A 13,829-nucleotide genomic window follows, 5' to 3' on the forward strand; every position below is an offset into this window, starting at 1 on the left:
GCTTGACGCCCCGCCGGGGTCGCCGTTAGATGGGTAGCGATCAGCAACTCAACCGGGAGGATCCGACGATGAGCACCGACGGACAGCGCGCGAAGGCCACGGCGCTGCGCTCCCTGCAGACGGACGGCGTGCTCGTCCTCCCCAACGCCTGGGACGCCGCGAGCGCGGCCCTGATCGCCGCGGGCGGGGCGCGGGCGATCGCCACCACGAGCGCCGGGGTGTCCTGGGCGCTGGGCCGCCCGGACGGGCAGAACCTCACCCGGGACGAGATGGTCGCCGCGGTGGCGCGGATCGTCGCCGCCGTGGACCTCCCGGTCTCGGCCGACGTCGAGGGCGGCTACGGACCCGGCACGGACGCCGTGGCGACGACCGTCGCGGCCGTGGTCGGGGCCGGCGCGGTCGGGATCAACCTCGAGGACTCCCGGGCGCCGGGCGGCCCGTTGTTCGAGGTGGAGGAGCAGGTGGCCCGGATCGGCGCGGCCCGGGAGGCCGCCGCCGCGGCAGGTCTTCCGGAGCTCGTGATCAACGCCAGGACGGACGTGTTCCTGTTCGGCATCGGCCCCGAGACCGGCCGGTTCGACGACGTCGTGGCCCGGGCCGGTGCCTACGCGCGAGCCGGCGCGGACTCGCTCTTCGTGCCCGGCCTCCTCGACCTCGCCACGCTGTCCGCGCTGACCGCCCGCGTCGACCTCCCGGTCAACGCCATGGCCGGGCCCGGTGCCCCGAGCGTCGAGGATCTCCGGGTGGCCGGCGTGCGCCGGGTGTCGGTCGGTCAGGCGATCGCGCAGGCCGCATACTCGCTCGCCCGCCGCGCCGCGGTCGAGGTGCTGGAGAAGGGCACCTTCGATTCGCTCGCCGACGCCGATCCCTTCGGTGAGGTGAACGGCGCCTTCCACTTGCGCTGACGCGGGCAGGGGGCAGGGTCGGGACACGCGAAACGGTTTCGGAAAGGGCAGTCGTGGCACTCGAAGGTTCGGCCCGGGCGACGGTCGGTGTCGCCTCCGCGGCGACGTTCCTGTCCCTCATCGTGTTCACCAGCCCGCTGGCGATCCTGCCCGCGACGGCCTCCGCGCTCGGGTCGGGGCCGGAGGGGCAGGCGTGGATCCTGAGCTCGATGAGCATCGGGCTGGGGATCGCCCTGCTCGCGAGCGGTGCGGTGGCCGACGAGCTCGGCCGGCGCCGCGCCCTCGTCCTCGGCAGCGCGGTGCTCGCCGTGGCGTCCGTCCTGTGCGCGCTGGCTCCGACCACGGCGGTGCTGGTCGCGGGCCGGATCCTCGCCGGGGTCGGCGGCGCGGCGCTGATCGCGGCCGGTCTCGGGCTGATCGGCCACACCTTCCCGGCCGGCAGCCCCGAGGCGCGGCGGGCGAGCGGGATGTGGGGTGCCTCGCTGGGCGCCGGCATCGCCGTCGGCCCGCTGCTGGCCACCGGTGCGACCTCCCTCGGGGGCTGGGCGGCGTCGTTCTGGGTCGAGGCGGTGCTCGCCGTCGCGCTCGCGTTCGCCTCCCGGTTCCTGCTCGCCGAGTCGCGCGCGGAGCATCCCCGCCCGGTCGACGTGCCGGGGGTCGTCCTGTTCGCGGCCGCGATCGGGGCGCTGCTCACCGGGCTGGTCGAGGCCCGCACCGGCCCGACGCGCCCGCCGGTGATCGTGCTCGTGCTCGGTGGCCTGGCGTTGCTCGGGATCTGGTTCGCGGTCGAGCGCCGCCGGCCCGCCCCGATGATCGATCCGGGGCTGTTCCGCTCCCCGCCCTTCCTCGCCGCGACGATCGGGGCGTTCGCGACCGGCGCCGGGATCATCGCCACGTCGTCGTTCCTGCTCACCGTGATGTCCCGGGGGCTCGGCGCCCCACCGGTCCTGGGTGCGGTGGTGCTGCTGGCCTGGTCGGGGACGGGTGTGGTCACCTCGCTGCTGGCGCGACGGCTCCCGACGTCGTGGAGCGGGCGCCTCCAGCTGTCCGCGGGTCTGGTGGTGGTCGCCGTCGGCCAACTGCTGCTCCTGGGTGCGACGCCCGGGTCGTCCCTGTGGCGCTACGTCCCGGGCCTGCTCGTCGCGGGCGTCACCAGCGGGGTCGTGAACTCGGCACTGGGCCGCGAGGCGGTCGCGAGCGCGCCGCCCGGCCGCGCCGCGATGGGCAGCGGCGCCAACAACACGGCCCGCTACGTCGGCTCCGCCATCGGCACCACCGTGGTCGCCGTGATCGCCACCAGGCCCGGCCTGCCAGCCGGGCCCACCGGCCTCCTCCAGGGCTTCGACACCGCGGTCCTCGTCGCCACCGCCTTCACCCTGATCGGCGCGATCGCGGTCTTCGCCTGCCGACCGCGCCGGAGCAGCCGCACCGCTGCGGTCACCTCTCGCCCCACCGGCTGATCACCGCGCGGTCGATGCCGAACCGCTCGGGCACCTTCCCGGTCGATGCCGAACCGCTCGGGCACCTTCCCGCAGGTCCGGCGCAGGTCCTCGATCCCGCGCGGCCGGCCCTCACCGCACGGACCCGGCCGCCGGGTGGACGAGGTTCACGGCGACGAGGAGATCCCGGTCGGCCAGGATCTCGCCCGGCGTGCCCTCGGCGACGATCCGGTGCTCCTCGGAGAACACCACGCAGCGATCGGCGATGCGGTGCAGCAGGTCCAGGTCGTGGGTGGCGTGGACGACGGTCTTGCCGGCCTCGCCGAGCCGCTCGACGAGCTCGACCAGCCAGAACTGCGTGCGCGGGTCGAGCGCGGCCGTGGGCTCGTCGAAGAGCAGCACCTCGGGGCTCATCACCAGGACGGTGGCGATGGCGACCTTCTTCTTCTGCCCGCCGGAGAGCTGGAACGGGGCGCGGTCCGCCAGCTCGGTGATGCCGAGCATCGCCAGCACGTCGTCGACCCGCCCCGCGGTCTCGGCGCGCGAGAGCCCGAGCTGCAGCGGGCCGAACGCCACCTCCTCGCGGACGCTGGGGGAGAAGACCTGGGCGTCGGAGTTCTGGAACACGAAGCCGACCCGGGAGCGGAAGCCCTCGGACATCTGCTCGTCCTCGAGGGTGTCCTCGGTGACCGGCTCGCCGAACGCCGTGTAGCTGCCGGAGTCGGGAAAGACGAGCCCGTCGAGCACCTTGAGCAGGGTGGACTTCCCGCACCCGTTGGCGCCCAACAGGGCCAGCCGTTCTCCACGGTGGACGGTGAGCGAGACGCCGTCGAGTGCCGGGTACCGCTCGAGGTAGGAGTAGCGCAGGTCCCGACAGACCAGGAGGGGTTCCGCGTGGGGCCGTTCAGCGTGGGACAAGGACGTGGTCTCCCCAGATCAGCAGGGCGGCGGCGACCACGATCGCCGCGGCGAACGCGAGGTCGGCGGCGCGGAACCGGTGGCGTTCCAGCGTCGTGGCGTCGCCCCGGAAGCCGCGGGCGACCATGGCGTGGTGGACCTCCTCGGACAGCTGCGCGGACTTGCCGAGCAGCGCGCCGACCCCGGCGCCGACGAAGGCCCGGGCCTCGCGGTCGTGCTTCGGCACCCCGGGGGTGCGCGCCTGGCGTGCCTGGAACATGTCGGTCACCACGCCGAGCAGTAGGAAGAGGTACCGGTAGGCCATGCCGATGATCAGGATGAAGATCTTCGGCACGCCGAGGCCGCGCAGGGCGGCGAGGAGCCGCACCCACGGCGTGGTCAGGGTCAGCAGCACCACCAGCGAGATCGACACGGCGACCCGGCAGACCACCCGGGCCGCCGCGGTCAGGCCCTGCGCGGTGAGGCCCTGCGCGGTCCCGTTCCAGTGCCACAGGGTCAGGACGACGTCCCCGGGGGTGACGACGGACAGGGTCGCGGGCAGCACGACGATCCCGGTGAAGATCGGGACGAAGAGCCAGACCCGCTTCACGAAGAACCCGACCGGCAGCGCGGACGCCGCGGCCAGCCCCAGCGTGAGCGCGTACATGACCGCGAGCGTGACCATCGAGTGGGCGAGCCCGGCGGTGACCAGCAGGAGGACGAGCCCGACGATCTTCGCCCGGGGGTCGATCCGCTGCAGCAGGCCGGAGGCGCCGGCGACGTCCTCGCCGAACAGGACCTGCTGCAGGATCGCCGATCCGCCGCGGACGGTCTTGGCCAGGAAGCCGCCCTTCCGGCGCTTGCCGATGCACCCGCAGGGGCACAGGGCGAGGTTCTGCTCCACCAGCCAGGCCGGGACCTCGACCGTCCGCCCGGGCGCGGTCACCGGGAGGCCTCCACGCGTTCGCGGGGCTCGGTGGCCCGCCGGTTCAGCAGCCTCACCAGGAGCAGCCCGGCCCCGTGGACGACCAGCCCGACCACGACGATCCCGACGACCGCCGACACGACGTACGTCCAGGGGCTGCCGGAGAGGTAGTCCGGGAACAGCGCGCTCTGCCAGAGGTCCGAGTACCGGGCGAGCCCGGTCGGGACCGCGGAGAGTCCGAGGGAGCTCTGCAGGTCGGCGGGGGAGTCCTCGCCGAAGGCGCCGCCGGGAGCGAGCAGGCCGAGCGGCGTCAGCACCACCAGGACCGCCATGACCGCCACGGCGACGACACCGGGGCGGAGCCGGCGGCGGCGCTTCTGCTCGGCGGTCGCGGCCGCGGCGTCGACGGGGACACCGGGGTGGTTGGCGCGCAACAACGGCAGGTTGGCGCGCTGCAGGTAGGCCAGCACCGCGGCGGAGAGGATGCCCTCCGCGAGCCCCGCGACCGTGAGGTGCGCGAGCATCATCGCCGGGACCGTCTGCGCCAGGTGGTAGGGCGAGTAGAGCGGTGCCCCCGCGGCGTCGTGGAACAGGTCGGGCTGGATGCCCAGTTCCGCTGCGGCACAGAGTGCGGAGGCGTTGATACCCGCATAGCCGGCGAGGAACGCGGCGACGATCCGGCGCGGTGCGGTCAGCGTCGCGCCCCTGCTGACGAGCTTGTACGCGCCGTAGGCCACCCACGGCATCACGATCGCCATGTTGACGACGTTGACGCCGAACGCGAGCACCCCGCCGTCGCCGAACAGCAGCGCCTGGAAGGCCAGCGCGACGGTCACGGCGATCGTCGCCGCCCAGGGCCCCAACAGGATCGCGATCAGCGCCGCCCCGACCGCATGCGCCGTCGTCCCGTCCGGGATCGGCACGTTGAACATCATGATCAGGAAGCTGACGGCGGCGAGCACGGCGAGGGTGGGCACGTTGCGGGTCTTCACCCGCCGCTTCACGCGCACGGCCGCGGTGGCGAGCATCGGGGCGGCCACGACGAACCCGACCGCACAGGTCTGCGGGCTCAGGTATCCGTCGGGAATGTGCATGGTCGCCCTCCGAGAACGCTGCCGGAACATCGCTCTCGCAAGTTAGACGCAATAACCGACTCTCGGCAGGTGGGGCGGCGCGGCTCACCTTCCCGGCCCAATGCCGGTGGCGCGCACGGTGTCCGGTAGAAGTGGGGGAGTCCGGTTTTCGTCCGGTTGGCAGGGAAATGCACGTTCCCCGACTTTCGTCCTCGGTCGGGGTCCGGGCCCCCTCGATCGGACGGTCCGGGCCTGCCGACGCCGGGATCCCGGTGTCGGCGACCCGGACTGGGAGTCGCCTCCTAGTGCGCGTGCTCGTGCGCCTGCTCGACGTCGGCGTCGTGCGCGTGGGTGTGCTCGTGGGTCTCGTCCGCGTGCGTGTGGGTGTGGGTGTGCTCCACGTGCTGGTGGTCGTGTGCCCCGTGCTCGTGGGTGTGCGCGGTGTCGCCGTGGGCGTGCTCGTGGGTGTGGGTGCTCATGGTCAGGAAGGTAGGGCGCCCCACGCGTACTGGGAAGAGTTCGGACACTGTCCCCACAACATCCCTGTTGCCGTGTTCCTGCAGGTGAGAAGCATTTCCAGGCGCCGCCGGGAGGCCGTTCCCCACCGCTGGCGGGCCTGATGCGTGAACACTCTCGCATATGAGCGGTCGTTGACTCCGTCGTGGCGGCGGCCTACCGTCGTCTGGTCATATGCACAGGCATGAGGCTTTGTCAAGCCTTTACTGTCGCTGTACTGAACCCGGAGGAACGATGTCCGCGAACCCGTCGGTGGGATCGGTCGCCCGCCCCGTGGCGATCCCCGTCTCCCAGACGATGCCCTGGCTGATCGGCGCCCTCGTGCTGGGGCTGCTGGTCTACTACTTCATCGGGATCGACGAGGGCGCGACCTCGGTGTTCGGCAACTCGATGGTGGTCCACGAGTTCGTGCACGACGCACGGCACTTCCTCGGCTTCCCCTGCCACTGAGAACCGGCGAGAGATGATCGCGAGAGCACTGATCCTGCGCGCCGCTGCGGTGGGCGCGCTCGGCGGCCTGGTGGCCTTCGTCTTCGCGCGGATCTTCGCGGAGCCGTTGATCCAGCAGGCGATCGACTACGAGAGCGCGCGCGGCGAGGTCGAGGAGGCGCTCGCCAAGGCGGCCGGACAGGCGGTCGAGCCCGAGGGTCCGGAGATCTTCAGCCGGGCGATCCAGGGCAACCTGGGCATCGGCGTCGGCATGGTCTTCTTCGGGCTCGCGGTGGGCCTGTTCTTCGGGGTGGCGTTCTGCCTGCTCTACGGCCGGCACGGCAACACCCGCCCGCGGCAGATGTCGCTGCTGGTCGCGCTGGCGGGGTTCCTGGCCTTGTACCTGGTGCCGTTCGCCAAGTATCCGGCGAACCCGCCGGCGATCGGCAACCCGGACACCATCGGGCAGCGGGCCGGGTTGTACGCGGTGCTGGTGATCGCCTGCGTGCTGATGGGCATGGTCGCGCTGTGGCTCGGTGACCGGCTGCGCGCGCGGTTCGGCACCTGGACCGCGACGCTGCTGGCCGGGTTGGCGTTCGTGGTGGTCATCGGGGTGGTCATGGGGCTGCTGCCGCCGCTCGGATCGCTCTCGGCCAACGCCGACAGCGCGACCCCGCTGCTCACCGAGACCCCGCAGCCGCTCAAGGACGCGGCCGGGACGATCGTGTTCCCGGGCTTCGATCCCGACGTCCTGTTCCGCTTCCGGTTCTACTCGGTGTGCGCCCAGGTCCTGCTGTGGGGCGTGATCGGGGTGGCGTTCGCGCCGCTGGCCGAGAAGGTCCTCGCCCGCGCGGGCGCGGGAGAGCGGGCGGAGCTGGTCTCGGCCGGCTGACCCTTCACCAGGGTCGATCGGACGTGAGCCTCCGACGGGCGACGGTCGTGGCGGTCCTGCACGACGTGGAGGCACTCGTCGGTGCGCCGGACGACGGGCTGCTCGATCTCGCCCCGAACCGACGACCGGCGCGATCTCTGAGCGCCGGATCACGCCCGGGTGGTGGGCGACCTGCCGTAGGCTGCCCAGGCCGACGGTTCACGGCCACCCCGCCCGGGGTGGTGGTGAGGCAAGAGGGAACCCGGTGTGACTCCGGGACTGCCCCGCAGCGGTGAGTGGGAACGACCGCCGTCAGACGCACTGGGGGAGACCTCGGGAAGCGACGGCCAGTAGGGACGAGCAGGGCGCCCACGAGTCCGAAGACCTGCCGCCGGTGCGCGCGCCGACCGGTGCGCGCGGATCCGTGGCCTCGCGGGTGGGCTCGGCGGAACCGGGCACGCGTGTGCCCGGTGGCGTCGCTCCTGCGCGGCCGTGGGTCCTCCCACCGCTCGCGAGGAGAGAGCAGTGCCAGATCGTCGACCGCTGGGCAGCCCGGTCTTGGGCAGCACCGTCCTGGGGTACCCGCGCATCGGACCGGACCGCGAGCTCAAGCGCGCCGTGGAGCGCTACTGGCGCGGCCAGGGCACCGCGGCCGAGCTGCGTGACGTCGCCGCCGGGCTGCGCCGCGACACCCGGGCCGAGCTGCGTGCCGCCGGCCTGGGCTCGGTGCCCGGCAACACGTTCTCGTACTACGACCAGATGCTCGACGCGGCCCTGACCGTCGGGGCGATCCCGCCGCGGTTCACCCGGCTCGTCCCGGGGGAGCCGCTCGACCTGCTGTTCGCGATGGCCCGCGGGACCGAGGGAGCCCCGGCGCTCGAGATGACCAAGTGGTTCGACACGAACTACCACTACCTCGTCCCCGAGATCGGGCCCGACACCCGGTTCCGGCTGTGGGACCGCACGCCCGTCGAGGACTTCCGGGAAGGCCTGGCCGAGGGCCTCGTGACCCGGCCGGTGCTGGTCGGCCCGGTGACGTTCCTGCTGCTCAGCAAGGCGGCGGAGGAGGGGTTCCGCCCGCTGGACCGGCTCGACGACCTGCTCGACGTCTACGCACGGCTGCTCGGCGAGCTCGCCGCGGCCGGTGCGGAGTGGGTGCAGCTCGACGAGCCCGCCTTCGCCGCCGACCGGACGCCCGAGGAGCTCGCCGCGCTGCGCCGCGCCTACGCGCGGCTCGGCGGGCTCACCGACCGGCCCGCCCTGCTCGTCGCGGGCTATTTCGGCCCGCTCGGCCCGGCGCTGCCGGTCCTGGCGGACGCGCCGATCGACGGCATCGCGCTCGACCTGGTGGCCGGGAGGTCGGATCTCGAGGCGACGGCGCAGCTGATCGGACTGCGCGAGAAGACCGTGCTCGCCGGAGTGGTCGAGGGCCGCAACGTCTGGCGGACCGGGCCGGACGCCGCGCTGGCCGCGGCGGCCACCCTGCTGGGTATCGCGGGCCGGGTGGAGATCTCGAGCTCCTGCTCGCTGCTGCACGTGCCCTACGACACCGCACGCGAAGGGGCGCTGGATCCCGTTCTGCGGGAACGGCTCTCGTTCGCGCGCCAGAAGGTCGCCGAGGTGGTCGTGCTGGGCAGGGCGCTGCGCGGCGAGCACATGACGGAGGAGCTCGCGGCCGCCCGCGCCGTGGCCGCCCGGCCGGCACAGCGTGACGACCGGGTGCGGGCCCGGCTCGAGGCCCTCGGCGCGGACCACTACCGCCGGCCGGCCGGGGAGGTGCGGGCCAAGGCGCAGGACGCGGCCCTGAACCTGCCGCTGATCCCCACGACCACGATCGGGTCCTTCCCGCAGACCGCGGAGATCCGGCGCGACCGGGCCGCCCTGCGGGCCGGGACGATCGACGACGCCGAGTACGCCTCGCGGATGCGCGCGGAGATCGAGCGCGTGGTCCGGCTGCAGGAGGACATCGGGCTGGACGTGCTCGTGCACGGCGAGCCCGAGCGCAACGACATGGTGCAGTACTTCGCCGAGCACCTCGACGGGTTCGCGGTGACGGACTCCGGCTGGGTGCAGTCCTACGGCTCGCGCTGCGTGCGGCCGCCCGTGCTGCACTCGGACGTCTCCCGCCCGTCGCCGATCACGGTGGGGTGGAGCACGTTCGCGCAGTCGCTGACCGCGCGGCCGATGAAGGCGATGCTGACCGGTCCGGTCACGATCCTGGCCTGGTCGTTCGTCCGGGACGACCAGCCGCCGGGGGACACCGCGCGACAGGTCGGCCTGGCGCTGCGCGACGAGGTGCGCGACCTCGAGGCCGCCGGCCTGCGGATCGTGCAGGTGGACGAGCCCGCGCTGCGGGAGCTGCTGCCGCTGCGCACGGCGGACCAGCAGTCCTACCTGGACTGGGCGATCGACTCCTTCAGGCTCACCACCGGCGGCGTGGCGGACACCACCCAGATCCACACCCACCTCTGCTACTCGGAGTTCGGTGAGGTCGTCGGCGCGATCGACGGGCTGGACGCGGACGTCACCACCGTCGAGGCGGCCAGGTCGAGGATGGAGGTCCTGGCCGACCTGGGCCCGGGCGTCCCGCGGGCCCTGGGCCCCGGGGTGTACGACGTGCACTCGCCCGAGGTCGCGGGCGTCGGGGAGCTCGTGTCGCTGCTGACCGCGGCGCGCGACGTGATCGGCGGCGAGCGGCTCTGGGCCAACCCGGACTGCGGGCTGAAGACCCGCGGCGAGGCCGAGACGGTCGAGACCCTGCGCAACCTGGTCGCGGCCGCCGCCGAGGTCCGGGCCGCCGGCTGACCCTCGTGAGTGGCAATGGTCGCCATGGCGACCATTGCCACTCACAGGGTGCTCAGTCCCAGTCCAGGCCACCACCGGTCTGGTACTCGATGACCCTCGTCTCGAAGAAGTTCTTCTCCTTCTTCAGGTCCATCGCCTCGCTCATCCACGGGAACGGGTTCTCCGTCTCGCCGAAGAGCGGGGCGAGGCCGAGCTGCTCGGCGCGGCGGTCGGTGATGAAGTGCAGGTACTGCTCGCACAGCTCCACCGACAGCCCGAGCATCCCGCGGGGCATGGTGTCCCGGGCGTAGGCGACCTCGAGCTCGCAGGCCTCGAGCAGCATCGCGCGGATCTCCGCCGCGAACTCCGGCGTCCAGAGGTGCGGGTTCTCGTGCCTGATCATGGTGATGACGTCGATGCCGAAGTTCAGGTGGATGGACTCGTCGCGCAGGATGTACTGGTACTGCTCGGCGATGCCCACCATCTTGTTGCGGCGGCCCAGGGACAGGATCTGCACGAAGCCCGTGTAGAACCACATGCCCTCGAACACCACGTAGAAGGCCACGAGATCGCGCAGGAAGGCCCGGTCCGCCTCCGGGGTGCCGGTGCGGAAGTCCGGATCGGACAGTGCGCGGGTGTGCTCCAGCGCCCAGGCGTCCTTGTCCGTGATCGACGGGACCTCGCGGTACATGTTGAAGAGCTCGCTCTCGTCGAGGCCGAGGCTCTCGCACACGTACTGGAAGGTGTGGGTGTGCACCGCCTCCTCGAAAGCCTGGCGCAGCAGGTACTGGCGGCACTCCGGGTTGGTGAGGTTGCGGTACACCGCGAGCACGATGTTGTTGGCCACCAACGACTCCGCCGTGGCGAAGAAGCCGAGGTTGCGTTTGAGCATCGTGCGCTCGTCGGCGGTGAGGCCGGTGGGGGACTTCCACAGTGCGATGTCCGCCTGCATCGCGACCTCGGTGGGCATCCAGTGGTTGGCGCAGCCCGCGAGGTACTTGTCCCAGGCCCAGCGGTACTTCAGCGGGAGCAGCTGGTTGACGTCCGCCCGGCCGTTGATCATGCGCTTGGCGTCGGCCTCGATGCGGGCGGCGCCGGCGACGATCTCCTCGAGTCCGGTGCTCACTGGCAGGCCTCGCATTCCGGGTCCTCGATCCGGCAGGCGGGTGCCTCGGGCACGGGATCCGGCGCCATGGGGACGCCGCGGAGCTTGCCGTCGGTGCCCCGCAGGGTGCTCTTCTCGACGTGGGTCGCGGACTGGGCGCGCAGGTAGTAGGTGGTCTTGAGGCCCTTGTGCCAGGCGAGCCGGTAGAGCTCGTCGAGCGTGCGGCCGCTCGGGGCGGCCAGGTAGAGGTTGAGCGACTGGGCCTGGTCGATCCACTTCTGCCGCCGGGACGCGGCCTCGACCAGCCAGCGCGGCTCGATCTCGAAAGCCGTGGCGTACAGGGCCTTCAGGTCCGCGGGCACCCGGTCGATGTCGCCGAGGCTGCCGTCGAAGTACTTCAGGTCGGCGACCATCACCTCGTCCCACAACCCGCGCTCCTTGAGCGAGCGGACGAGGTGCGGGTTGATCACCGTGAAGTCGCCGGACATGTTGGACTTCACGAACAGGTTGCGGAACTGGGGTTCGATGGACTGCCCCACGCCGCAGATGTTGGAGATCGTGGCGGTCGGCGCGATGGCCATGACGGTGGAGTTGCGCATGCCCTGCCGCTGGACGGCGGCGCGCAGGGTGTCCCAGTCCAGCGTGGTGGAGCGGTCGACGTCCAGGGCGTCGCCGTCGCGGGCGGCGTCGAGGAGCCGCAGGGAGTCGATGGGCAGGATGCCCTGGCTCCACAGGGACCCGTCGAAGCTCGCGTACCGGCCCCGTTCGGCGGCGAGCGCACTCGACGCCGCGATCGCGTGATGGCTCAGGTGCTCCGTGCTGCGGTCCGCGAACTCGACGGCGGCCTCGGATGCGAGCGGGATGCCCTGCGCGAACAGCGCGTCCTGGAAGCCCATGAGCCCCAGGCCGATCGGGCGGTGCCGCAGGTTGGACCGGCGGGCCTCGGGGATCGTGTAGAAGTTGATGTCGATGACGTTGTCGAGCATCCGCACGGCCGTGGTCACGGTGCGGCGCAGCTTCTCGACATCGAGGCCGTCGGCCGTGACGTGGGCGAGCAGGTTGACCGAGCCCAGGTTGCACACGGCCACCTCGTCCCCGGCGGAGGTGTTGAGCGTGATCTCCGTGCAGAGGTTGGAGGAGTGCACCACGCCGGCGTGCTGCTGCGGCGAGCGCAGGTTGCACGGGTCCTTGAACGTGATCCACGGGTGGCCGGTCTCGAAGAGCATGGTCAGCATCCGCCGCCACAGCTCGACCGCGCGGACCCGCGTGAAGACCCGGATCTCGCCGCGGTCGGCCTTCGCCTCGTACGCCCGGTAGGCCTGCGCGAACTCCGCGCCGTAGAGATCGTGCAGGTCCGGGACCTCGTCGGGGGAGAACAGCGTCCACTCGGCGTCCGCCTCGACACGGCGGAGGAACTCGTCCGGCACCCAGTTCGCGGTGTTCATGTCATGGGTGCGGCGCCGGTCGTCGCCGGTGTTCTTGCGCAGGTCGAGGAACTCCTCGACGTCGACGTGCCACGTCTCGAGGTAGGCGCACGCCGCGCCCTTGCGCTTGCCGCCCTGGTTGACCGCGACCGCCGTGTCGCTCGCGATCTTGAGGAACGGCACGACGCCCTGGGACTCGCCGTTGGTGCCCTTGATGTGGGCGCCGAGCCCGCGCACCGGCGTCCAGTCGTTGCCGAGACCGCCGGAGTACTTGGCGAGCAACGCGTTGTTCCGGTAGGCCCGGAAGATCGAGTCCAGGTCGTCGTCCACGGTGGTCAGGAAGCAGGACGACAGCTGGGCGCGGGTGGTGCCCGAGTTGAACAGCGTGGGCGTCGAGGCCATGAAGTCGAACGAGGACAGGAGCTCGTAGAACTCGATCGCGCGGGCCTCGCGGTCGATCTCGCGCAGCGCCAGCCCCATCGCGACCCGCAGGAAGAAGGCCTGGGGGAGCTCGAAGCGGGTGCCGCCCGAGTGCAGGAAGTAGCGGTCGTAGAGGGTCTGCAGGCCGAGGAAGCCGAAGTCCAGGTCGCGCTCGGGTCGGATCGCCGCCGTCAGCCGGTCGAGGTCGAAGAGCTCCAGCTCGGGATCCACGAGACCCAGCTCCACGGCCCGGCCCAGGTACGTGCGGAAGTACGCGGGGTACCCGGCGGTCATCGCGGAGTGGTCGGGGGTCTCGCCGCCCAGGAAGGTCAGCGCTTCCCCGCGCAACCGGTCCAGCAGCAGGCGGGCGGCCACCGTCGAGTAGTTCGGCTCCCGCTCCACCAGCGTGCGGGCCGCCATCTCCAGCGCCTGCGCGAGCTCGGTGGTGGAGATGCCGTCGTAGAGGGTCCGGCGGATCTCGGCGAGGACTGGTGCGGCGGACACGTCCTCGACACCGGCCACGGCCTCGCCGACGACCGTCTCCACGCGGGCCCAGTCGAGGGGGACGCGGAGGTCGTCGGGTCCCGTGACCTGCAGTTCGGGGGACCTCGGGGCGGGCGCGCTCGACTCGCGGGCCTTCGCGCGCTCCTCGCGGTAGAGCACGTACGAGCGGGCGATCTTGTGGTGCCCACCGCGCATGAGGACCAGCTCGACCTGGTCCTGGATCTGCTCGACGTGCACCGCGGCTGCCGGGAACCGGGTCAGCGCGGTGATCACCTGGTCGGTGAGGTCCTCGACGAGATGGTGGATGCGCGAGGACGAACCGGCCTCGCCACCCTCCACCGCCAGGAAGGCCTTCGTCATCGCCACCGAGATCTTGGTGGCGTCGAACCCGGAGGTCTGGTCGTCGCGGCGGACGACCCGCAGGCCGTCCGAGCGGGCTGGTGCGGGGGCCAGGGTGGGTGCTGCCATGGGCTCTCTCCTCGCGAGCTCGGCGAGTGCCGGGACCACGCGGGGGAGGACGGAGGGACCTGGGGGAGC

10 protein-coding genes, 1 pseudogene and 1 riboswitch are annotated in these 13,829 nt (G+C 72.1%); of the genes and pseudogenes, 5 read left to right on the top strand and 6 right to left on the bottom strand.

From position 1 onward, the window contains the following. The first annotated feature begins 68 nt into the window (after positions 1 to 68). Complete coding sequence (locus ABD324_RS19450) at positions 69 to 905, top strand: isocitrate lyase/PEP mutase family protein (RefSeq protein WP_344418802.1); 837 nt, start codon at positions 69 to 71, stop codon at positions 903 to 905. A gap of 53 nt (positions 906 to 958) precedes the next feature. Beyond that, entirely contained in the window at positions 959 to 2,365 is a 1,407-nt protein-coding gene (locus ABD324_RS19455; RefSeq protein ID WP_344418805.1) for an MFS transporter, read from the top strand. A gap of 111 nt (positions 2,366 to 2,476) precedes the next feature. Here the strand turns inward: ABD324_RS19455 and ABD324_RS19460 are convergent. The 4 genes and pseudogenes from ABD324_RS19460 to ABD324_RS19475 all read right to left on the bottom strand — a co-directional run. After that, positions 2,477 to 3,166 (bottom strand): annotated as a pseudogene (locus ABD324_RS19460) (energy-coupling factor ABC transporter ATP-binding protein); the annotation flags it as partial. A gap of 82 nt (positions 3,167 to 3,248) precedes the next feature. Then, positions 3,249 to 4,187, bottom strand: a complete 939-nt coding sequence (gene cbiQ / locus ABD324_RS19465) for a cobalt ECF transporter T component CbiQ (RefSeq protein ID WP_344418810.1) — start codon at positions 4,185 to 4,187, stop codon at positions 3,249 to 3,251. Continuing rightward, complete coding sequence (gene cbiM, locus ABD324_RS19470) at positions 4,184 to 5,260, bottom strand: cobalt transporter CbiM (RefSeq protein ID WP_344418813.1); 1,077 nt, start codon at positions 5,258 to 5,260, stop codon at positions 4,184 to 4,186. Before cbiM ends, cbiQ begins: the two co-directional genes overlap by 4 nt. Before the next feature lie 281 nt (positions 5,261 to 5,541). Next, positions 5,542 to 5,718 (bottom strand): zinc transporter Slc39a7, encoded by a 177-nt coding sequence (locus ABD324_RS19475; RefSeq protein ID WP_344418816.1) that lies wholly within the window; start codon positions 5,716 to 5,718, stop codon positions 5,542 to 5,544. Between the two features lie 271 nt (positions 5,719 to 5,989). Between ABD324_RS19475 and ABD324_RS19480 the strand changes: the two genes are divergently transcribed. From ABD324_RS19480 to metE, 3 genes are all read left to right on the top strand, one after another. Then, positions 5,990 to 6,205 carry a CbtB domain-containing protein gene (locus tag ABD324_RS19480; protein WP_344418819.1) on the top strand — a complete coding sequence of 72 codons (216 nt, stop codon included), beginning with the start codon at positions 5,990 to 5,992 and terminating at the stop codon, positions 6,203 to 6,205. A gap of 13 nt (positions 6,206 to 6,218) precedes the next feature. Next, positions 6,219 to 7,076 (top strand): CbtA family protein, encoded by an 858-nt coding sequence (locus tag ABD324_RS19485; RefSeq protein WP_344418822.1) that lies wholly within the window; start codon positions 6,219 to 6,221, stop codon positions 7,074 to 7,076. A 177-nt stretch (positions 7,077 to 7,253) separates the two neighbouring features. Next, positions 7,254 to 7,462, top strand: a riboswitch (cobalamin riboswitch). A gap of 118 nt (positions 7,463 to 7,580) precedes the next feature. Then, positions 7,581 to 9,860, top strand: a complete 2,280-nt coding sequence (metE, locus tag ABD324_RS19490) for a 5-methyltetrahydropteroyltriglutamate--homocysteine S-methyltransferase (protein ID WP_344418825.1) — start codon at positions 7,581 to 7,583, stop codon at positions 9,858 to 9,860. A 52-nt stretch (positions 9,861 to 9,912) separates the two neighbouring features. Here metE and ABD324_RS19495 read toward each other — a convergent pair whose 3' ends face one another. Then, entirely contained in the window at positions 9,913 to 10,980 is a 1,068-nt protein-coding gene (locus tag ABD324_RS19495) for a ribonucleotide-diphosphate reductase subunit beta (RefSeq protein WP_344418828.1), read from the bottom strand. Further along, positions 10,962 to 13,760 carry a ribonucleoside-diphosphate reductase subunit alpha gene (locus ABD324_RS19500; RefSeq protein WP_344418830.1) on the bottom strand — a complete coding sequence of 933 codons (2,799 nt, stop codon included), beginning with the start codon at positions 13,758 to 13,760 and terminating at the stop codon, positions 10,962 to 10,964. The genes ABD324_RS19495 and ABD324_RS19500 overlap by 19 nt, the downstream gene beginning before the upstream one ends. Between the last annotated feature and the right edge of the window lie 69 nt (positions 13,761 to 13,829).

The sequence above is a fragment of the Pseudonocardia ailaonensis genome, from assembly GCF_039531635.1.
GTDB classification, from domain to species: Bacteria; Actinomycetota; Actinomycetes; order Mycobacteriales; family Pseudonocardiaceae; genus Pseudonocardia; species Pseudonocardia ailaonensis.

Bases quoted from the DNA above. Each gene is read 5' to 3' on its own strand.
- ABD324_RS19475 (WP_344418816.1), bottom strand. From the start codon at position 5,718: ATGAGCACCCACACCCACGAGCACGCCCACGGCGACACCGCGCACACC.
- ABD324_RS19485 (WP_344418822.1), top strand. From the start codon at position 6,219: ATGATCGCGAGAGCACTGATCCTGCGCGCCGCTGCGGTGGGCGCGCTC.
- ABD324_RS19450 (WP_344418802.1), top strand. From the start codon at position 69: ATGAGCACCGACGGACAGCGCGCGAAGGCCACGGCGCTGCGCTCCCTG.
- cbiM (WP_344418813.1), bottom strand. From the start codon at position 5,260: ATGCACATTCCCGACGGATACCTGAGCCCGCAGACCTGTGCGGTCGGG.
- ABD324_RS19480 (WP_344418819.1), top strand. From the start codon at position 5,990: ATGTCCGCGAACCCGTCGGTGGGATCGGTCGCCCGCCCCGTGGCGATC.
- ABD324_RS19495 (WP_344418828.1), bottom strand. From the start codon at position 10,980: ATGCGAGGCCTGCCAGTGAGCACCGGACTCGAGGAGATCGTCGCCGGC.
- ABD324_RS19500 (WP_344418830.1), bottom strand. From the start codon at position 13,760: ATGGCAGCACCCACCCTGGCCCCCGCACCAGCCCGCTCGGACGGCCTG.